Here is a 21773-nt window from a genome sequence, read left to right on the forward strand (position 1 = left end):
ATGAAAACTTTAAATTAGTATGTGTACAATAACATTATAACAGAAATTTTGATAAATTAATAATTGTAAACCTTATCATTAATAAATAATTTATGAATTTCTAATTTTAGGTATAACGAAATGATAAATTTATAAAAAATTATAATATTAATTAATGATATTGCAAAATACATGAAAAAGTATTATTATATTGGTAATGAAACTAGAGAAAAAATATTCATTGAGAGTTTATATAAATTGTTTAGGGAGGCCACATATATGAAAACATATGTATTAGAAGATGAAAAGGAATTAAAACTTTTGGATGAAACTATGGAAAAAGTTAGAAGAGAAAAATTACCTACTATACTTGGTATACAACAAGCTATATTGAGGGCAGTAGATGATTATATGTATAAAAATGGAGTAGTTAGACTTTTACCTAACATGCTGGCACCTATAACAGATCCACTTTGTCACAGCGTAGAAGAGTGTGCAATTACTTATCAAGGACAAGAATTTAACTTAACAAAGTCCATGATATTTCATAAACAAATAGCTCTTTCAAATCCAAACTTACAAAAAATTTATATTGTATCTCCAAATGTAAGATTGGAGCTGCCAGAAAGAGGAGATAAAAGACATTTATTTGAGTTTACTCAAGTTGATTTTGAATTTAAAGATGGTACAATGGACACAGTATTTGAATTTATGGAAGGTCTTATAAAATATGCATTTGACTATATAAAAGAAGAATGTAAGGACAAGTTTGAAAAATTAGGAATAGGAACATCTCACTTAGATATAACAGGTCCTTTTGAGAGACATACAACTCAAGAGTTAAAAGCAAAATATGGAGATGATTTTGAAGCTATAGCTTCAAAAAAAGCGACACAACCATTCTGGTTAATAAACCATAAGAGAGAATTCTACGATGCTGAGGATTTGGATAACAGGGGTACGTATAGAAACTATGATTTAATATGGCCTATGGGTTATGTAGAAGGATTAAGTGGTGGAGAGAGAGAATATAAATATGATAGAATAATTACAAGAATGAGAGAAGCTAAAACGGATGAGAGTTTACTTAGAAACTACATTGAGCTTGCGAAAAGAGGAGAGCTCCCTAAAACAGCAGGAGCTGGTTTCGGAGTTGAAAGAATGACTAGATTTGTATGTCAACAACAAGAAATTGATGATGTGACTGTATTTAGCAGAAAACCAGGAAAAGAAAAATATATATTCTAAAAAAGAGGCTGTCTAAAATGGACAGCCTCTTTAGTTATTTTTTTAGAAATTTTACTGTCATGTAGGTTTTCAGACAAATAAATAGAAAAGGTATTGATATAAGTTAGAAAGTATATAATAATATATATAGACAAACTAAGGGGGGAGAGCAAATGCCTTTATGGTTACAAGTACTATTACAGGTAGCATTTATTGCAATAATATTTTTATTTGTATATAATCAATTAAAAATACGTATTTTATACAAGTTTCATCCAAACAGATGGATAATTCTTTTATTGTCTATAGCAGCTTTTTTCTTGCCTACAATAATAGCAGCCTATTTTAGATATAATTTAAATGGGAGTGTATGGCAATACATATCTTCTGCTGTATTTTTAGTTTTATTTTTATGGTTTGTGGATTTAAGAAGCGGCGCCATATATGATGTAAAAGGTTCACAAAAAGAAAAGAACATAAAGATAAAGCCTAAGGCTAAACCAAATAGAGCAAAACATAATAAAAACAAAAAGTAAGTTTTTTATACAAATTAAAAGTCTACTTATAGGTAGGCTTTTAATTTGTATAAAAAAAATCCACATGGGGGAGCATGTGGATAAATAGGGGATATCTATTAACCTTTTAATACATGTTCATAATATCATAGATTTTTACATAAATCAATATTTTTTATTTATAAATGCTATTTTTCGACACTAATTATGAAACAGTACGTATGAATTAAGAAACGTATATTTTACTTAAATATATTATCGGAAGTAGTAAGAATTGTAATAAAAACGTTGACAAAACACAAATAACTGATATATAATAAAAATACAAGGTATACATATACTAACATGTATATACAAGTTGTTACCTTATTAAAAAATATATAGCTTATATCTGTAATTTTTTTAGTAAATAAATTACAGCTTATATTTACCAGATTATTATTTAGTTTTAAACTTCCATTTCTGAGACCCCCATCTCTAGATAATAAAGTGATTACTTGAGCTATCACTTGGGAAGAAGAGGCAAATATGCATCTGGATCATAGAGTCCTAAGTGTACTTGAAATTAAATTTTATGTATGCTCAGGACTCTGTTTATTAATGACTTAATTTTTAAAAGCCTATAATATTGACAATGACGTTTTATAATTCTAATATTATAATTATGTTAAAATTGTTTTATATGGATTAGATGAAATTTAATAAGGAGTAGTAAATAATGAAAAACTCTATATATTGTAAAATAGCTGATGATATACGTGATAAAATTATTAGTGGCGAACTTAAAACAGGGGATGATTTGCCTTCTGAAACAGCTTTATGCAGTGAATATAGTACAAGCAGGATGACGGTTAGAAAGGGACTTTCCATTTTATCCAATGATGGATACATATATTCTATACCAGGAAAAGGATATTTTGTTCAAAAGCCTAATTACAACAAATATACTATTTTTTATAGTGAGAGAAACAATTTGATAAATGATGTGGATCGCATAAAACTTCTATCTGTAGATGTTGTTTTGCCTGATGATAAACTTGCAACTAATCTTCGTATAAGTAAAAATAGAAAGATAATAAGAATTAGAAGATTGTTTTATACACAAGGAGATGCCATGGCTTATGATTTAAAATATCTGATATACCAAAAGGGAGTTCCAATTATAGAAAATGAGCTTGAAAATGCTACTTTCCCAGAAATGATGTCCAATAGGGCTTCTCTTTATAGTTTGAATAAGGAAATTGTAATGTATGCTAAAATGCCGAGAGAAGAGATTAAAGAACTTTTAAAAATGTATGATGAGGTTGCACTATTTGTTGTAGAGCAAAAATTAAATGATGTTAAAGACAAGCCAATTGGGTTTGGAATAACTTACTTTAGAGGAGATTATATTAAGTTACACGGGGTTAGTCAATAAAAGTAGGATTTAATTATTACAGAGTTTTCAGAATGAAATAAATATTAGAAAAAGGGCTGGTGCACTAATTAATTAGTATATCAGCCCTTTTAACACGTATACATGTTTTTAAACAGTCTACAGTTGATAGTGGAAAATTGAAACTTATAAAAATGTGCTAGATAAACTAATTTTAGAGCTATAGAGCCTAAAATAATTTAAGTTGAACAATTACAAATTTTGTTATAAAATTTAAGAGTAAACGTTTTGAAACGTTAATCTATCTTATATTTAATGAATATGGAGGTATGTAAATGAAAGAATTATACAAAGAGATGGTAAAACTTTTACAGAAAGAAGAAAGTTTTGTAGTAGCGACTATATTCGATAAAACTGGTTCGGCACCGCGTACTGCTGGTGCAAAGATGGTAGTTAGAAATGACGGTTCAATTATTGGAACTATAGGGGGAGGGCGTTTAGAAGCTAATGCTATAGATCTTGCTAAAAAGTCACTGGCTTTAAAACAAACTGTAATACAGTCTTTTGACTTAACTCACAATGATGTAGCTTCTATGGATATGATTTGTGGTGGCAAAGGTGAGGTTTTAATAGACTTTATAGATGCTCAGAATGAAAATAATCGAATGATTTATGAAACAGTAGTAAAAATTCAGAAAAAGAGGGAAAAAGCATGGTTTATTACAGTGCTAGATAATGTCTCTGGTACTTCTAATTTGAGATGCCAACAATGCATAGTAAAACCAGATAAAACTCTTATTGGTAAAATTGATTGTGATCCAAATATCTTAGAGAAACTGATAGCTGGACCAGCAAAAATATCAATACATGCTGAAGTAATAGATAATCAGCGTTTTTTGGTAGAACCTTTACGTCCTGAAGGAACAGTTTATATTTTTGGGGCAGGTCATGTATCTCAAAGAATTGCACCTTTAAGTGAGACAGTTGGTTTTAGAACAGTAGTATTAGATGATCGTGAAGAGTATGCTAATCGAAGAAGATTTTCAGAGCCTACAGAACTTATGACCATTGATTCATTTAACAAATTACCAAATTTACATATTGATGAAGATAGTTATTTAGTGATTGTGACTAGGGGACATCTTTATGATAAAGTTGTTCTAGAGCAGGTACTTCGCAGCAATGCCAAGTATATTGGCATGATAGGAAGTAAGAGTAAGCGAGATAAGATTTTTACTCAATTACTTAATCAGGGATATACAAAAGAAGAAATTAAAAGTGTTTACTCACCAATAGGTACAAGTATAGGAGCAGAAACACCAGAAGAAATTGCAGTAAGTATTGTGGGAGAACTGATTAAAGTAAGATCAGAAGGTGAAAAGATAGATAAGGGTAATAATTCAGATATTTGTTGTAACTAAGTATGATTAAGATTAAAAAATAGAATAGTATAGTGATTCAAACAAAAAATAAAACTTCTAGTGTACTAAGTATACTGGAAGTTTTTTGTTATAAAGAAGAATTGTAAAATAAAAAGATGTAAATAATATAAGTTTTGCCTTGACAATTTCAGTTTACATATGTAGACTGAAATTGTAGATCTACACTTGTAAACTAAAAATGGAGGAGTAAGTATGAAAGAAATGCCAAAAATCTCAGCAGCTGAGTGGGAAGTAATGAAGCTTCTCTGGAAACAAAATCCCTTAACATCTGAAAAAATAATTAATTCTTTAACAGTTAAAATGAATTGGTCGGCACAAACAGTAAAAACATTTATAACAAGGCTTTCAAAAAAAGAAGCAATAGGATTTAAAAAAGTAGGCAGAATATATAATTATTATCCATTAATATCTGAAGATGAATGTGTAAGGGCTGAAAATCAATCTTTTCTTGAAAAGGTATATGACGGGGCTGTAAGTATGCTCTTTACCAAGTTTTTAGAGGAAGAATCTCTATCAGAAAAAGAGATTCAAGAGTTAGAACAGATTCTTAAAAATAAAAAACAAGGAAAGTAGGGTTTAAGCTTTTGAAACTAAAAATAGGGGGATATTAAATATGGATATTTTGATTAGAAGCTTTTTATGGGTTTTTCGTGCTTCCATAACAGCAAGCATTGCAGGATTATTAATAATTTTAATTTTAAAGTTATTTGATAAACACATTTCAGTAAGACTTCAACATGCTTTATGGATCATAGTTGTTATAAGATTAATAATACCAGTGGAGTTTCAAAGTAATTTAAGCTTACTTAATTTGTTACATGAAAATCATCAAAATAGTTCAAATATTGAAAATAAAAGTACAATAAAAAGTATGACTTACGCTGCATCTGATTTTTTAAGAGAAGGAAAAATCCAATATAGCTATACTTCTAAGAATCAAATATCCAAGATAAACCAATCTCCATCAAAAATGGTTTATAGTAGAGAAAATACAATAAAAGAATATATAACTTCCTGTATTTTAGGTATAGCTTCTTTTATATGGATAGTAGGAGTTTTCAGTATAGCTGCATTTTTATTAGCAGTTAGACTGCAATTCAAAAGGAAAATTATAAATTTGGAAGAAGTAAGAGATTTGGAAAGTATAAAATTACTGAATGAGTGTAAAAACAAAGCAAATATAACTAGGGATATACCTGTTTATATTTGTGATAATTTTAAAAGTCCATGCACATTAGGAATAATAAAACCCAAAGTTTATATTCCTAAGTGTGTATGTACTAAAAATAATTTAAAACAATTATATTATATACTTTTACACGAATTAATTCACTATAAAAGGATGGATTTAGCCTATAATTTTTTTGCTGTTCTTGCCGTTATACTGCATTGGTTTAATCCTATTGTGTGGTTTTGTATGAAGAAAATGAAACTTCAAAGGGAATGTGCTTGTGATACTTATGTGCTTGAGATTATTGGGGAAGAGAAGGCTGAAGACTATGGAATGACGTTAATTAATTTTTCAAAATTAGTGTCAAGCAATAAGATCCCACGATTAGCAGTTTTTTTTGAAACGAAAAATCAAATTAAAAGGAGAATAGAAATGATAAAAAATTTTAAAAAAGGTTCCTATAAAATGTCAGCTATTGCAGTAATATGCTGTGTAGTAGCCTCAGGAGCTATACTTACAACTGCTGTAAATGCTAAAAGTATGAAAGCAGATAAAACTACTGCAGTGGTTAGTAGCAATAAATCATCAGTAAAAAATCAAAATAATAAATTTCTTATTGATGCACCAATTAAATATTATGATAACTTAAAAAAGGCAGAAGAAGTTACAGGTTTTAAAGTTAAAGTACCCAATTATATTCCGACAAAATACGTATTAGCAAGTATTCATGTTATAAAAGTTTCTGATACAGACAATTCTTTAGAAGTGTCTTTTTCAAAAAAGGATGGTGTTTTTAATTTTGAAGCTTCCAAAGTTGACATGGAACAATGTTTAAAACAGATTGCAGAAGATCAAAGCAAAGGAAAAGTTGAAGTTAATAAAGAAGCAATGAATTTGGAAGGAATAAACGGATATAATATTACAATAAAAAGTACATTGCCTATGGGTTATAATTATAAAATAATAGATAAATGTTTTATATGGCAAAATGAAGGCGTGTGGTATAGTATAGGATACAGTATAGAAACTCAACGTAAAGAAAATAAAAGCTTAACTGTAGGTATTCCTATAGATGATGTAGGAAAAATTGCAACTTCTATAAAATATGATCAAGATGTTAAAAATGTAAGTTATTCCATACCGAAAGATGTTTCTACTGAAGTTGCAACTTTACCAATATATGAAAAACAAGATTTGAAAAAAGCTAAGGAACTTTTAGAATTTAATCCAAAATTTCCATTAAGTATTAATAAGAATATAACTATAAAAGGTTCAGCAGTAGGAATTTCAGGAGACTCTGATATAAAAAATAAAAAAATGGGTTATGAATTGAATACATTTTATAATTTAAAAAATGGATTCTTGACATTTACACAGGGGAAAAGTTCAAAAGCATATGATGATATGAGTAAAAAAGCTAATACGATAAAAATTGATGGTAAAGAAGTTCTTAAATATGAGACTTATGAAAAATCAGAAGCAAATAAACAAATAAAGGAAGATACTTATGTTTGGAAAGAAAATGGATTTTATTGTGAAGTTTTAATAATGGCAAATATAGCAAACCAGGATGAAATAGTTAAAGGATTTGTTGATTCAAAACCAATAGACTAAATTTAATTATGAGCATGTCAAGAATATTTTAAAAAAGAATATTTTTGACATGCTGTTTTTTTGGTTAGTGATAAACTAAAAAGCTATTTAATTGTTGACGGATTTAGGTCTATTTCAAAAGGACCAACTGAGGAGAAAGTATATTGAATGTGATTTAATTTTAACTTGTCTCCTATTTCATTTTTTAGTTGATAAAAGACTTTAATATTACCATTATTTTGGCTAATGTTACTCTCACCATCTCCATCAGTAACGCTTTCAAATAAAATATTTAAAGTTTGTAATCTTGAATTGCTGTCATTTATATAATTGTAAATTAATTCTATACTGTTATTTGATAAACGGTTTATACTAATAATTTTGAATTTAAATCCCTTATAGTTAACTATTTTGTTTAAAATGCTTTTGCCTGATTTGGGAACATCTAATTCTAAGTTAAAATCAGAAGTTTCATTGTTATAATTATTAAGATCATTATTAATAGCATTAAAATTAATACTATCAGTATGATAAACTACATTTGAAACAGTTAACTTTAACTTTTTGCCAGTGAATTTGCTTAAATCAAATAAAGATTCATTTCCTTGATCTAAATAATTAATATTGTTATGTCCATATACTGCGTTATTATATTCATCAGAAATTATAATATGGGAATCTTGTATAGAATTATTATTTATTAATTTTGCACTAATTGGTTCTTCTAATCCTAATTTTTTACTTTCTTCAAAGGTTCCTCGATTAACTTTATCTATCATTTTAGATTTAAAATCTGGTAAGGTATCTGTAAAATAATAATCTACTTTTAAAATATTTCTCTCTCTTTTTAATGAAGTCACGTTTAGTGTAGTTATTCCATTAGTTGCAGTATATAAAATTTTTAATTTAGCAGCTTCTTTAAAATCAGAACTTTTTAGTTTAAAAGTTGCTTTAGTAAACTTTTTATCATTATCTACAATACTTAAAGTATAACTATTAGCTTTTTTTACTTTACCATTGTATTCTGCTCTGTATGAACCTATGCGATTATCTGGCATCATGGCAAGATTGTTGCTTCTACGAAGTTTGTAGAAATTACCATGATTGTCTTTAATAGTGTAATAAGATCGCTTAAGTTCTTCTGGTTCGATGGTTAAAGTAACTATAATTTTGCTTTTGTCTACATACATATTAGCTAAAGTTATATTATCTTGTTGAATACTGTTTTTAAGAATTTTTGGCTTATCTGAAGAAACTTTTACTTCTCCAATACCAGATATGACAGTGAGTTTTTCTATCATATTAGCTAAAACATTCTTTTGTGATATGAGTATAGGAATAATTATCAGAAAGATGACTGCTGCTGCAATAAAATTTCTTTTACTCTTAGATTTCTTAGGATTTATTTTACTAATGATATCTTTACAGATTTTTTTCTTTTCAATTTCGTTGAGGTCATTACTACTAAATTCATTTTCATTTATATTAACATCATTTAAAAGTTTTAAAACATCATCTTCATTTAAATTTAAATTCATTTTGATACCTCCACTTCACCCGAAATATTTAATTTTCTTATAATCGAGTTTTTAGTACGCCATAGCCTATTGTAGATAGCTCCTTTTGATAAATTAAAATTTTTACACAAGCTGTCCATATCTTGATCCAAAATGTATTTTCGTATAAACAGTTCTCTGTCCAGCGTATGCTCATATTGTAAAAGCTTTATCAATTCTTCTTTTTTTTTCTTTCAATATATATTCATTTTCAACATCAGTGTTAGAGAGTAACATTTGTTCTTCTATTTGAAGGTTGTCCTGTTTAGCTAAGCTTCTTTTATAATCTATAGCCTTATATTTGCTTACAGCTAAAAGCCAATTTTTAAATGAAGATTTTTCAGGATTATATAAGTGGCTTTTATTCCATATTAAAAGATATACATCATTAATACATTCTTTTGCATTTTCGTAATTATCGTTTCCAAGTACATTTAGTACAATTTTAAAAACTAAATTGCAGTAAGTATTAATTATGTATTCTAAGGCTGCAGGATTTTTTCCCTTAAGTTCTAATAAAAAGTTTTTATCGTTAATTTTCATTTTTAACTCCTTTCGTCTTATCTTATCACTAATTAATACGGATAATATAGTTAGTATTTCACAATATTTATTTTGACATTTTGGGTGAAAGGAGAATGCCTATTAATTTGTCGAATTCACGTTATCATAAGTGATTTGTTAAGTAAGTAGACAAGTTACAAAAAATATAATATACTTTATATTGAGAAAAAGGAAAAAATACTAAACGACCTACTATATAAAGTTAAAAAATATACAAAGTTATGTTCTCGATATAAATAAAAATTATATTTTTTCTATGAGGTGATTTCTATGAGTTTTAATCCAGTATCGAGTAAAAAATTATATCTTCAGATTTACAATCAGATTCTTTCACAAATTCAGTTGGGGATATTTAAGATAGGAGACAAATTACCGCCAGAAAGAGAGTTGTGTACGCAATTCAATGTAAGCCGTGCACCTGTCAGGCAGGCTCTAAGTGCTTTAGAATTGAACGGATATATTTATTCCCGTCAGGGTGAAGGTGTTTTTGTCATGAGTACCCAGCCAAATATCGGTGACAATAAGTCAAATGTGATGATGGAATCGGTGACTCCGGAAGAGATTGTTGAAGCAAGGATGAATATTGAGCCTATAATTTCTAAATTTGCAGCTGAAAGAGCTACAGATGAGGAAATTAGGAACATAAAGAAGATTGAAAATAAATTCGAAGAAGAAGCAAATGAGGGCATTTACAATCCGGAAACAGATGAAAAATTGCACAGTGAGATAGCAAAGGCTTCTCATAATGATTTGTTTATCAAATTTATAAATGATATAAACAATGTGATGAGAGATCAGAAAATGTGGGTTTTCCTTCGTGATAGAACCGTTACTAAACCAGAATACAGGGATATTAATGTAAGTGAACACAAGGAGATTGTCAAATCCATTGAAAGTGGAAATGGTGAAGAGGCAATGGAAAAAATGACTAAACACATGAATAACCTGTACGACAGGTACTGGAAGGAATAAGAGATAATATAATGGGAGTTGTTGCACTAAGTAACTTAACATACAATATGTTGTTTTATAAATTAAAAACCAATGCAACATGTTGTAGAGTTTATTCTTGGTTCAACAACTCCTAGTTTTTTTGTTTGATATTATGTTAACAAAGATAATCCTGAACAACTTATATTTTCATTGTCTTATCGGAATACCATTATTTATAATATTCTTCGCAATACCATGTAATCTCTTCAACATTTTTCTATAGAGAATGTTATGTACCTCTCTCTTAATTCTTAGGAAGTGCTCATTAACTAAGAAACCTGGAATCATGCCAGCATATCTGAGCTTTTCTAACTTTATTTATCTAAGTTTTGCTCATATAAGAATAGAAAAATTTTCACATAAAACGATTTCACAGAAATCAAGATATAGTGTGGTGTCAGTAACGTTTTATTTTTCTGAAATTTAAGAAAAGAGAAAAAATTTTTAAATTTATTGTTGACAAAAGTTGAATCCAAAGTATAATAAAATCATAGGATACTTAGTAGACAAGTATACAATATAATAAATATTAACGAGGTGATTGATATGAAAGATATAAGTGTTGAAGAATTGAAACAAAAAGCTATTGAACTTAGGAAAACAGCCCTTACTATGATTTATGAAGCAGGATCTGGGCACCCAGGTGGCTCCCTATCTTCAGCTGATATAGTAGCAGCACTTTATTTTAAGGAAATGAATATTGACCCTAAAAATCCTAATTGGGAGGATCGTGACAGATTTATTTTATCTAAAGGTCATGTTTGTCCAATTCAGTATGCTGCATTAGCATTACAGGGATTTTTTCCGTATGAAACTATACACACATTAAGACAGTATGGATCAATCCTTCAAGGACATCCAAACATGAATAAGTGTCCAGGCATAGACATCTCTACTGGTTCTCTAGGCCAAGGTCTCTCTGTAGGAGTTGGTATGGCGATTGCTGGTAAGCGAGATGAAAAAGATTACAGGGTATTTGTTATAGTAGGAGATGGAGAAAGCCAGGAAGGGCAGATATGGGAAGCAGTTGAAACTGCAGTTAAATATCAATTAGATAATTTAGTTGTATTTGTTGATGATAATGGACTTCAATGTGATGGTGCTTGTAAAGATATTATGCCAACTCAAGATATAGAAAAGAAATTTAATGCATTTGATTTTGAAACAAGAAGAATTAATGGACATTCTATGGAAGAAATAGTTGAAACTTTAGACTATATAAGAGAAGTAAAGAATGGAAAACCTAAATGTATTGTAATGAATACTGTAAAGGGTAAAGGAGTATCATTTATGGAAAATGTAGCTTCATGGCATGGAGTTGCCCCTAATGATGAAGAATATAAACAAGCTATGGAAGAATTAGAAGGAGGTTTAAAGTAATGAGTATGATGAAAAAAGCAACAAGACAAGCTTTTGGAGATGAAATATTAGCATTAGGAAAAAAGAATAAAAACATATATGTTGTTGATATAGATATTGGTAAATCCTGCAAAACTGGAGAATTCTCAAAGCAGTTACCTAATCAACATATAAATGTTGGTATAGCTGAACAAAATGCTTGTGGAGTTGCTGCAGGGCTTGCGACAACTGGGAAAATACCATTTGTAAGTACATATGCTATATTTGGCTCTTTAAGAATGGGTGAGCAGATAAGACAAGAGGTTTGTTATCCAAATCTAAATGTTAAAATTGCTTGTTCTCATGGTGGACTTACTCCTGCTAATGATGGTGCTAGTCATCAATGTATAGAGGATATGGGAGTTCTTAGAACTTTGCCAAACATGACAGTAGTTATGGGTGCTGATTATTATTCTACTAAAAAGCTAGTACAACAAGCAGCAGAAATTTATGGACCTGTATATCTTCGTTTTACAAGAGATGCTATTCCAGTAATATATGATGAAAATGAAGAGTTTACAATAGGCAAAGCAAAGAAGATAAAAGACGGAAAAGATATAGCTATTATTGCTAATGGAGATACTGTATATCTAGCATTAGAAGCATCTAAAAAATTAGAAAAGGAAGGAATTTCTGTAAAGCTATTAGATATGCATACAATTAAGCCTTTAGATAGAGAAGCAGTAGTTGAATGTTTGAATGTTGGAAAGATAATTACGGTTGAGGACCATAACATTATAAATGGTCTAGGGAGTGCAGTATGTGAAGTAGTTGCCGAAGAAGGAAAAGGTAAAGTAGTAAGAATAGGGGTTCAAGATCAGTTTGGACAGTCTGCACCTTATGAAAAGCTTATGGAAATTAACGGAATTACTATAACTAATATAGTAAAAACAGCTAAGGAAATGCTAAAGTAATAAAAAATTGTAAAGATGTAATTATACATTAAATAAATTGTGAGGAGAGATAATTTATGTTTAAATTAAATGGAAGAGTAGCAATAGTAACAGGAGCTGGTTCACCAAAAGGAATAGGACGTACTATAGCATTGACACTTGCAAAGCAGGGAGCTGCAGTTGTTATAGCAGATTTGAATACTGAAGGTGTAAAGGATACTGTAAAAGTTGTTAAAGAAGCCGGTGGAAAAGCGCTAGGAGTAACATTGGATGTTACAAGCAAGGAATCAAACGAAGCTATGGTGGAAAAGGTGCTTAAAGAATATGGAAGAATAGATATCCTTATAAACAATGCAGGTATCTCACAGAAGGTTACTGTTGAAGATATGACATTAGATGATATGAAGAGAATATTTAATGTAAACGTGTTCGGATTATTCTTGTGTACTCAGGCTGTAATGAAAGTGATGAAGAAACAGAAATACGGCAGAATAATAAGTCTTTCTTCAGTATCAGGCAAAAGAGGTGGCGGAATATTTGGTGGTGCACACTATTCAGCATCAAAGGCTGCAGTATTAGGATTCTCAAAGAACCTTGCTCGTGAAGTAGCACTTGATGGAATAACAGTAAACAGTGTTGCTCCAGGACTTATTAACACAGAAATATGGAAATCACTTCCCAAAGAACAGGCTGACGCAATTATTGGGAATATACCTATAGGAAGACCAGGAGAAACACAGGAAATTGCATCAACAATTGCTTTCCTTGCTTCAGAAGAAGCTTCATACATAACAGGTGAGGATATAGACATCAATGGTGGACAACATATGGATTAACCCATAAAATTCCTTACTATATTATAGTATAGGATATCTGGTTGAGTGCTAAGATATCCTATATTATAAACGAGATATTCTTAATAGCTTTTTGATAAATTTACATTTTTATATCAAAATAATGAAATTAATTTCCACAACTATAATTTAAATACAGTAGTAATCGTTTACGAATTATCTTAAAATTGTATCAAATTCATATTTTGAAATAAGCGAGATTGGCCTAGGATAGAAGTGAAGATATATATACTTAATTGATTAATGAAGAATGAAGATATTTGATGAAAAATTAGAAAATGCTATAAATTTATTTGGAGGTAGTATTATGGATGTAAAACAGATTGAGGCTTCAACGGTCAAAAAAGTCACATTAAGACTAATTCCGTTTCTGTTTATATGTTTCGCAATAGCAATAATGGATAGGGTAAACATTGGATTTGCTGCATTAACAATGAACGCAGAGCTTGGTTTTTCCAGTGCTGTTTATGGATTTGGTGCTGGAATATTCTTCATCGGATACTTTATATTTGAGGTACCAGGAAGTGCAATAATGACTAAATGGGGAGCAAGAAAATGGATTGCAAGGATAATGATTTCTTGGGCATTCATTGCAGGGGCTATGTCTCTTATAAAAACTCCGGTACAATTCTATATAATTAGATTTCTTTTAGGAGCAGCGGAAGCTAGTTTCTATCCATGCATGGTATGGTATTTAAGTAATTTCTATCAAAGTAAGAATCATGCTAAAGCTATAGCTGGATTCATGCTTGCAATACCAGCAGCCAATGCAATAGGTTCTCCAATAGCGACTGTATTGTTAGGTACAAATGTGTTTGGGTTAGCAGGATGGCAGAGTCTGTTTGTATTGGAAGGTATACCATGTCTGATCTTAGGTATAATATGTCTATTCTATCTTGATGATAAAATCGAAGACGTAAAGTGGCTGACAAAGGAAGAATTAAATTGGCTTATAGATGTTACAACAAAGGAAAGACTTCATAAAGAGAAAGCAAAACGCTATACATTCATGGATGCTTTAAAGGATAGGGATGTGCTGGTAATGTCCTTAGGTTATTTTTGCTGGATGACAGGTTACTATGGAATAAATATGTTCCTTCCGACTATTACTAAAGGAATATCTGCATCATTTAAGCTCAGCACTATGGGGTTAGGATGGCTTGTAGGAGCGATGTACCTTTGTGCTATGGTTGTTATGTATCTGGTTGGTAACCATTCTGACAAGACTAATGAAAGACGTCTTCATGTTTTTGGATGTTTAGTAATAAGTGCAGCTGCAATGGTAGCAAGTGCTTATGTTGCAAAATTCAGTGTAATAGGAGCTTTCGTGTTATTAACTATCTCTGTATGTGGAGCATTTGGTTCATATTCACCATTCTGGGCAATTCCACCTTCATTCTTAACTGGTGCTGCTTCAGCAGGTGCTATAGCCCTTATAAACAGTATAGGTAACCTTGGAGGATTCTTTGGACCTTATATTGTTGGATACATCAAAGATATAACAGGCTCCTTCAATGCAAGTATGATATTTCTTGCAGTTGTGTTAGCCTTAGGTGGTATTATTATTGGATTTTTAATTAAGATTTCAGGTGAAGTTGTAGTCCTTGATGAAGAGGAGAAAAATAGTTTAATATAAATATTAAATGGTAAAATGAGATTCCGGCAGCTGGATTAAAATGGTTGCTGGAATTACTAAAAGTTTGAGTGAATTATATTCAAATAAAAGAGAGTGATATGAGAATGAAAAGATTAGGTGTTTTAACAAGTGGAGGAGATTCTCCAGGAATGAATGCTGCTATTAGAGCGGTAGTTAAATCAGCAAATCATTATGGTATAGAAGTTTTAGGAATAAAGCATGGGTACACAGGTTTGATAAAGGGTGAGGTAATACCGCTAGGTGATCATGAGGTTGATAGAATCGCAGAAAATGGTGGAACAATACTGAAAACTGCCAGATGTCCTGAATTTATGGAAGAGCAGGGAAGGCAAATGGCTGTGGAAACCATAAAAAAGCTTGGTGTAGAAGGATTAGTTGTAATTGGAGGAGATGGTTCTTTCAATGGAGCAGAAAAACTCAGCGAGCTGGGAGTTAATGTTGTAGGACTTCCTGGAACAATAGACAATGACTTAGCTTATACCGAGTACTCTATAGGATTTGATACAACTTTAAACACTGTTATGGATTGTATAGGTAAAATAAAAGATACGGACTCGTCTCATGAAAAAACAACAATTGTAGAGGTTATGGGAAGATACTGTGGAGATCTGGCGTTGTATTCTGCTTTAGCTGGCGGTGGCGAGATAATATCTACTCCTGAAAGAAAATTGGATTTAGATACTATATGTTCAAAATTGCAGGATAACATAAACAAAGGTAAACTTGATAACATAATAATAATAACCGAAAGAATGTATGACATAGAAAAACTTGGAAAATGCATACAGGAAAAGCTGAATATTACTATAAGAAGTACAGTCTTAGGATATATACAGAGAGGTGGGGAACCATCAGTTTTTGATAGGATTCTAGCAAGCAAAATGGGTGTCAGGGCTGTAGAACTGCTAATACTTGGAGAGAGATGCAGAGCTGTAGGAATCAGAAACAACAAAATAATAGATGTGGACTTTAGAAAAGTAAATTGTGTAGATTCAGGAAAAGATAAGGAATATGATCTTTTAAATCAACTCTTATAAAATTATATTGTTAGGAAGGAGATATTGATACGGCATTAGTTACTACTGTTCTATTTTTTCTTCATTATGACTTATTTAAATATTAATGAATAATATAAAAAAATTGCGAAGCAAAGCTTTTGAAAATAACAGAGTTCAAATAACAAAGAACAGATAAAGATGATTTCCATCGTACCTCAGGAAATCTATAATTTTAATATTTTCTGACATTAGGAAGAAAATTATCCTTATTTGATATTTGCACTTTGCACTTTGTTCTTTAAAAAAATTGCTTCGCAATTTTTTTAAACCTTGAACCAACTACTTTACCAAATTAACTGCATCCTGTAGTGGAACCGCAGTCAAGACATACCATGCAGGTGCCGTTCCTTACCATTCGAGTGCTTGAACAAGTAGGACATACTGCACCATAAACTTTTTCACCATCTATTTTTTTTATTTTTGTTTCATTTACATTAGTTTTTATGGTGTTTAATTCAGGTGAAGAGTTGCCTAAAACTAAGCTGTCTTTATCGTAGTTTTCAGGTTTAACTTGACATCTTGAATAATCCCCCAATTCTATATCAATTACCTTGCTTATAAGGTCTGAAATTGAGGATACATATTTTATATAAGGATGCTTCTGAACAAATCCATAAGGCTCATACTTTTGTCCCCTGAGCATTCGTGATATATCCTGAGGCGGAACATGGTATTGCAGCATAACGGATATTGCTTTAGACAGGGAATTTAAAAGTCCCATTATTATGGTACCCTCTCTATCTGTAGTTATATATATTTCAGATATTTCTCCATTAGAATTTCTGTTTACTGTAGTGTATATTTTAACGTCATCTATTTGAGCAGGATGGGTAGTTCCTGTGCGAATTCCAATGATTTTATCTCGCTTTGAATATTTTATTCCTTTTTGTAATTCCTTCACTTTTGATAAAAGTTGGTTATATGTAAAATCTTCTATCTTTATATCATTGGAATCTGATAAAGTGGTATTTAAAGGCTGAGCGGCTTTAGAAGAATCCCTATAAAGGGTGATACCTTTAACACCTAATTTCCAGGAAGTCAGAACTACATCTTTAAAATCTTGTACTGAAGCAGTTTTAGGTAAATTTACAGTTTTAGATACAGAACCTGATATAAGAGGGGTCAAAGAAGCTACCATCTTTACATGTCCCATAGGATCAATATATCTTTCACCGCTGCCGCATTTATTTGAAGTATCAAATATACTTAGGTGTTCATCTTTTAAATGAGGTGCACCTTCTATTTTGCCATCCAGTATTTTTTCATAAGTATAGTCATTTTCAGATACATTTTCCTTTTCAAGTACATAAGATAGTATGTCTTCTATTTGTTCAGGGGTATAGCCTAGGTTTTTAAGAGCAATGGTTATTACGGGATTTATAATAGTCATAAATCCTCCTCCGGATAACTTCTTATAAACAATGTGACTGAAAAATGGTTCTATTGAAGTAGCTCCACAGTCCATGGCGAAGGATATGGTTCCTGTAGGTGCTATAACTGAAACTTGGGCATTTCTGTATCCAAATTTGATACCACTTTTAAGTGCATTTATCCAGCAATCTTTTAAAGTCTTTCCTATGTAAGAAAGTCCTTCCTTTTTTAGAACGCTGTGTTTTACTTTTAACGGAACATAATTTAGATCTTCAAATTCATTTGAAAAGTTATTCCCTAGAATTGCTTGGAGAGACTCTATATCTACAGAGGCTGCTCTGGCATGATTTCTTAAAACTTTCATCATATAGGGCTTATTTATTTCAAACTTTTTAAAGGCACCTATTTCTTTTGCCATAAGAGAAGATACGTAATAAGACTCACCTGTAAGTATTCCAACAAGTGATGCAGCTAAAGTTCTAGCTTCATCTGAATTGTAAGGATAACCCATAACCATAAATAACGAAGCTATATTTGATATACCAAGTCCTGTAGTTCTAAAAAGGTAAGTTTTTCTAGCTATATCTTCTGTAGGAAATTGTCCCCAGTGTATTGAAGATTCAAGAATAAGCTGAACAAGATCTATTATGTGCAAATATCCTTCTATGTCAAAAGTATTATTGGTTATATTGTAGAACTTGTATATATTTATAGAAGCAAGGTTACAGGAAGTATCATCCAAAAAAGCATATTCTCCGCAGGGGTTTGTAGAATTTATCCTGTTATAAGGAGCATTTAGTTTTCCATCTTCACCTGCAGGACAGGTATGCCAGGCGTTAAATGTAGTGCTGAATTGAGGTGCAGGATCAGCACATTTCCAGGCAGAATTGTTAAAGGCATCCCATATGTTTTTTACTTTTTCTACCTTATTAAGTTTTGAGTCAACCCTACCAATAAGTTCAATAGTATCATCCGGGTTTTCCCTTAATTTATTTACTTTGTTCATAAATTCATCGGAGAATCTTACTGAATTATTACTGTTTTGGCCAGATACAGTTTCGTAAGCTTCACCATCGATATCTGTATCATATCCCATTTTACCAAGAGCTCTTACTTTATCTTCTTCTTTGGATTTCCAGTTTATAAAGTCCATTATTTCGGGATGGTCTACATCAAGGCATACCATTTTTGCAGCTCTTCTTGTAGTACCACCAGATTTAATAGCTCCTGCATTTTTATCCAATGCTTTTAAAAAACTCATAAGTCCGGAAGAAGAACCTCCACCAGATAATTTTTCACCTTTTGCTCTTATAGTAGAAAAATTAGTGCCAGTTCCAGAACCTCCTTTAAATAATTTTGTCTCTGTGACAAATTGATTTGATATGGAATGTGATCCTAAAAGTTTATCTTCAATAGAAAGTATAAAGCAAGCAGAAGCCTGGGTTCTTGTATAATTATCTTTAGATTCTACTACTTTATTGAGGTTTTCATCGAAGTAGTAATTTCCCTGTTTAGCACCACATATATCATAAGATAGTTTAAGACCTGTATTAAACCATTGAGGAGAATTAGGAGCACACATCTGATTTAAAAGAGCATATGCACATTCATCATAAAAAATAGAAGACTCCTCTTCTGTTTTTATAAGTCCTTCATCTTTTAGTGATTCACACCAGAAATTTACCATCCTGTGAGTTACAGATTTCATACTATTTTCATAACCATTGTCTCCAGGAACTCCAGCTTTTCTAAAGTATTTAGAAGCTATTATATCGCAAGCATTTTGAGAATAATTTTCAGGGAATTCTAGATTCTTCATATCAACTAATACTTTTCCTGTTTTATGATCTTTTAAGAACACGTCAACTTTTTTCCATTTAAATAAATCATATACTGTTTTATTATTGTTTTGTTTAAGAGATTTTGTAAAGTATCTTTTAAACAAGTCTTTTACACAGTCCAATTGATCTACCTCCTAAAAATATTTAAGAATTTTATTTAAGCTAATAATAGAAAAATTATTTATTATGTATAGCTGCTTAAATAAAAAATACCATATATAGTGTAAATAAGATTGCATAAATACCATATATAGTGTATTTATATTATATGATATATTTTACAAAAACTCAATTCATGATATGTATTATATTTTAGCATATTTTTAAAATAATATAGTTTTTTTTCTTCATATGTTTTTATTTTGCAATTATAATGATTTATAATTTAAATATAGATTTTCAAAATATTAAATCCTTAAGGAGAGTAAATTATATGATAAGAAAATTTGAACATTACATACCAGATATAGATAAAAGCTGTTTTGTAGTAGATAATGCAGAAGTTATAGGGAAAGTTAAACTTTGTGAAGATGTAAACATATGGTTTGGGGCTGTGCTCAGAGGTGATGTAAGTAATATATATGTAGGAAAAGGAAGTAACATACAGGATAACTGCACTGTTCATACTGGTGAAAAAAGCCCAGCAGAGATAGGAGAATATGTTACTGTTGGTCATAATGCAGTGATACATGGAGCTAAAATTGGAGATAATTCTTTAATTGGTATGGGTTCTATAATTTTAGATAATGCGGAAATTGGCTCTGAGAGCATCATAGGAGCAGGAAGTTTGGTAACTAAAAATAAAAAAATACCTTCAGGGGTGTTATGCATGGGTTCACCTGCAAAGGTAATTAGGAGACTTACTTTGGAAGAAAAGAAGTCTCTTAGACGGTCAGCAGAAGACTACATTGAAAGGGCTAAAAATTATAGTGAATATTAGAAAACAATATATTAATCACATATTTATAAAGTTTGCATAAAAATAATATAGTAATAATATTTAGGGGAATTCATATGCCAATATTTAAACTGAATTCCAGAGGCACTCAGGTTATGAAAATACAAGCTGTGCTGAGGAAAATAGGATACAATTTAAATACCATAGATGGGATATATGGCAGAGAAACAGAGGAAGCAGTTAAAAATTTTGAAAAAAATAATGGATTAGTTCCTGATGGCATAATAGGTCCTAATACGTATAGGGCTTTACGAAATTTTATACTTGGTTATGATACGTATATCGTAAAGCCTGGGGATACATTGTATAATATAGCCCAAAAATATAGAACTCAAGTTTACAAAATAACAGTAGCTAATCCACAAGTACAGGCATTGGGGTTGATTCCGCGAACAATGCTTAAGGTACCTTATAATATAGACGTAGTTGATACAAATATAAATTACACTTATGATATATTGGAACAAGACTTAGTTGGGCTAGAAGCTAGATATCCTTTTATAATTATAGGAAATGCAGGACAAAGTGTGCTTGGAAGGAAGATTTACTATGTGAGACTTGGAGTGGGTCCTAATGAGGTATCTTATAATGGATCTCATCATAGTTTGGAATGGATTACTACCCCACTTTTAATGAAGTTTATAGAAAATTTTGCAAAAGCTTATGCAGAGGGCAGGAATATAAGAGGTTATAATCCAGCTGATATATGGAGGAGAAGTAGTATATATATAGTTCCAATGGTAAATCCAGATGGTGTAGATTTAGTTTTAAATGGATTACAGAGAAGTAATCCATTTTATAATGAACTTATAAGGTGGAATAAAGGAAAAACTGATTTTTCTAAGGATTGGCAAGCTAACAATAGAGGAGTAGATATTAATCATAACTATAATGCAGGGTGGGAGCTTTCAAAAGCTGCAGAGCCTAGTTATGGTGTATATGGTCCAGGGCCTACCAGGTATTCAGGGTCTTATCCTGAATCAGAACCTGAAACTAGGTCTATGGTAGCATTTACAAATAGTCATAATTTTAGACTAGTTTTGGCATATCACAGTCAGGGTGAGGTTATTTACTGGCAGTACAATGCACTTACACCTCCAGAATCAAGGAGGATAGGAGAATTGTTTGCCAGGGTAAGTGGATATAGATTAGAACAGACTTCAGGAATAACATCTTATTCAGGATATAAGGATTGGTTCATAAAAAGCCATGGCAGACCTGGATTTACTATAGAAGTTGGAAAAGGTACTAATCCACTTCCAATAACCCAATTTTCCAAAATATATAATGATAATGAAGAAATTCTTTTGCTAGCCTCAGTTATATAA

Annotated in this window: 16 protein-coding genes and 1 pseudogene; 14 read left to right on the top strand and 3 right to left on the bottom strand. The window is 30.8% G+C overall.

Features of this window, described 5'->3' with window-relative positions; translation table 11 throughout:
- Positions 1-258 precede the first annotated feature (258 nt).
- The 6 genes from CLRAG_RS09130 (at position 259) to CLRAG_RS09155 (ending at position 7323) form a co-directional block, all read left to right on the top strand.
- Positions 259-1227 (top strand): asparagine synthetase A, encoded by a 969-nt coding sequence (locus CLRAG_RS09130; protein WP_065078157.1) that lies wholly within the window; start codon positions 259-261, stop codon positions 1225-1227.
- 152 nt (positions 1228-1379) lie between these two features.
- Positions 1380-1742 (top strand): hypothetical protein, encoded by a 363-nt coding sequence (locus CLRAG_RS09135; RefSeq protein ID WP_013237345.1) that lies wholly within the window; start codon positions 1380-1382, stop codon positions 1740-1742.
- A gap of 697 nt (positions 1743-2439) precedes the next feature.
- A complete protein-coding gene (locus tag CLRAG_RS09140; protein WP_065078158.1) occupies positions 2440-3138 on the top strand; it encodes a GntR family transcriptional regulator in 699 nt (232 codons plus the stop codon).
- Positions 3139-3431: 293 nt separating this feature from the next.
- Complete coding sequence (locus CLRAG_RS09145) at positions 3432-4517, top strand: XdhC family aldehyde oxidoreductase maturation factor (RefSeq protein ID WP_065078159.1); 1086 nt, start codon at positions 3432-3434, stop codon at positions 4515-4517.
- 213 nt (positions 4518-4730) lie between these two features.
- On the top strand, positions 4731-5111 hold the full coding sequence (locus CLRAG_RS09150) for a BlaI/MecI/CopY family transcriptional regulator (RefSeq protein ID WP_065078160.1): 381 nt from the start codon (positions 4731-4733) through the stop codon (positions 5109-5111).
- A gap of 40 nt (positions 5112-5151) precedes the next feature.
- Positions 5152-7323, top strand: a complete 2172-nt coding sequence (locus CLRAG_RS09155; protein WP_065078161.1) for a M56 family metallopeptidase — start codon at positions 5152-5154, stop codon at positions 7321-7323.
- Between the two features lie 83 nt (positions 7324-7406).
- On the opposite strand, the gene CLRAG_RS09160 is transcribed toward CLRAG_RS09155, so the two are convergent.
- Entirely contained in the window at positions 7407-8840 is a 1434-nt protein-coding gene (locus tag CLRAG_RS09160; RefSeq protein ID WP_065078162.1) for a hypothetical protein, read from the bottom strand.
- A pseudogene (locus CLRAG_RS09165) lies at positions 8837-9401 on the bottom strand (sigma-70 family RNA polymerase sigma factor). The gene CLRAG_RS09160 and the pseudogene CLRAG_RS09165 overlap by 4 nt, the downstream one beginning before the upstream one ends.
- Positions 9402-9692: 291 nt before the next feature.
- Between CLRAG_RS09165 and CLRAG_RS09170 the strand changes: the two are divergent.
- The 6 genes from CLRAG_RS09170 (at position 9693) to pfkA (ending at position 16254) form a co-directional block, all read left to right on the top strand.
- Positions 9693-10394: a FadR/GntR family transcriptional regulator gene (locus CLRAG_RS09170; protein WP_065078163.1), complete on the top strand. Its 702-nt coding sequence runs from the start codon at positions 9693-9695 to the stop codon at positions 10392-10394.
- Positions 10395-10943: 549 nt separating this feature from the next.
- Entirely contained in the window at positions 10944-11795 is an 852-nt protein-coding gene (locus tag CLRAG_RS09175) for a transketolase (RefSeq protein ID WP_083985644.1), read from the top strand.
- Positions 11795-12727, top strand: a complete 933-nt coding sequence (locus CLRAG_RS09180) for a transketolase family protein (protein ID WP_065078165.1) — start codon at positions 11795-11797, stop codon at positions 12725-12727. Before CLRAG_RS09175 ends, CLRAG_RS09180 begins: the two co-directional genes overlap by 1 nt.
- Before the next feature lie 56 nt (positions 12728-12783).
- The gene (locus tag CLRAG_RS09185) at positions 12784-13542 is read left to right on the top strand and encodes an SDR family NAD(P)-dependent oxidoreductase (protein ID WP_065078166.1); all 759 of its coding nucleotides are present in this window, start codon (positions 12784-12786) and stop codon (positions 13540-13542) included.
- A 325-nt stretch (positions 13543-13867) separates the two neighbouring features.
- Entirely contained in the window at positions 13868-15196 is a 1329-nt protein-coding gene (locus tag CLRAG_RS09190; protein WP_065078167.1) for an MFS transporter, read from the top strand.
- Positions 15197-15300: 104 nt separating this feature from the next.
- A complete protein-coding gene (gene pfkA, locus CLRAG_RS09195; RefSeq protein ID WP_065078168.1) occupies positions 15301-16254 on the top strand; it encodes a 6-phosphofructokinase in 954 nt (317 codons plus the stop codon).
- Positions 16255-16567: 313 nt separating this feature from the next.
- On the opposite strand, the gene CLRAG_RS09200 is transcribed toward pfkA, so the two are convergent.
- Entirely contained in the window at positions 16568-19609 is a 3042-nt protein-coding gene (locus CLRAG_RS09200) for a vitamin B12-dependent ribonucleotide reductase (protein WP_065078169.1), read from the bottom strand.
- A gap of 311 nt (positions 19610-19920) precedes the next feature.
- Between CLRAG_RS09200 and CLRAG_RS09205 the strand changes: the two genes are divergently transcribed.
- On the top strand, positions 19921-20427 hold the full coding sequence (locus CLRAG_RS09205) for a gamma carbonic anhydrase family protein (RefSeq protein WP_065078170.1): 507 nt from the start codon (positions 19921-19923) through the stop codon (positions 20425-20427).
- 74 nt (positions 20428-20501) lie between these two features.
- A complete protein-coding gene (locus CLRAG_RS09210) occupies positions 20502-21773 on the top strand; it encodes a M14 family metallopeptidase (protein WP_065078171.1) in 1272 nt (423 codons plus the stop codon).

It is taken from the genome of Clostridium ragsdalei P11, from assembly GCF_001675165.1.
Classification (GTDB): Bacteria; Bacillota; Clostridia; order Clostridiales; family Clostridiaceae; genus Clostridium_B; species Clostridium_B ragsdalei.

Excerpts from the sequence above, each read along its gene's own strand:
- CLRAG_RS09130 (WP_065078157.1), top strand. The coding sequence starts at position 259 with ATGAAAACATATGTATTAGAAGATGAAAAGGAATTAAAACTTTTGGAT.
- CLRAG_RS09135 (WP_013237345.1), top strand. The coding sequence starts at position 1,380 with ATGCCTTTATGGTTACAAGTACTATTACAGGTAGCATTTATTGCAATA.
- CLRAG_RS09140 (WP_065078158.1), top strand. The coding sequence starts at position 2,440 with ATGAAAAACTCTATATATTGTAAAATAGCTGATGATATACGTGATAAA.
- CLRAG_RS09145 (WP_065078159.1), top strand. The coding sequence starts at position 3,432 with ATGAAAGAATTATACAAAGAGATGGTAAAACTTTTACAGAAAGAAGAA.
- CLRAG_RS09150 (WP_065078160.1), top strand. The coding sequence starts at position 4,731 with ATGAAAGAAATGCCAAAAATCTCAGCAGCTGAGTGGGAAGTAATGAAG.
- CLRAG_RS09155 (WP_065078161.1), top strand. The coding sequence starts at position 5,152 with ATGGATATTTTGATTAGAAGCTTTTTATGGGTTTTTCGTGCTTCCATA.
- CLRAG_RS09160 (WP_065078162.1), bottom strand. The coding sequence starts at position 8,840 with ATGAATTTAAATTTAAATGAAGATGATGTTTTAAAACTTTTAAATGAT.
- CLRAG_RS09170 (WP_065078163.1), top strand. The coding sequence starts at position 9,693 with ATGAGTTTTAATCCAGTATCGAGTAAAAAATTATATCTTCAGATTTAC.
- CLRAG_RS09180 (WP_065078165.1), top strand. The coding sequence starts at position 11,795 with ATGAGTATGATGAAAAAAGCAACAAGACAAGCTTTTGGAGATGAAATA.
- CLRAG_RS09185 (WP_065078166.1), top strand. The coding sequence starts at position 12,784 with ATGTTTAAATTAAATGGAAGAGTAGCAATAGTAACAGGAGCTGGTTCA.
- CLRAG_RS09190 (WP_065078167.1), top strand. The coding sequence starts at position 13,868 with ATGGATGTAAAACAGATTGAGGCTTCAACGGTCAAAAAAGTCACATTA.
- pfkA (WP_065078168.1), top strand. The coding sequence starts at position 15,301 with ATGAAAAGATTAGGTGTTTTAACAAGTGGAGGAGATTCTCCAGGAATG.
- CLRAG_RS09205 (WP_065078170.1), top strand. The coding sequence starts at position 19,921 with ATGATAAGAAAATTTGAACATTACATACCAGATATAGATAAAAGCTGT.
- CLRAG_RS09210 (WP_065078171.1), top strand. The coding sequence starts at position 20,502 with ATGCCAATATTTAAACTGAATTCCAGAGGCACTCAGGTTATGAAAATA.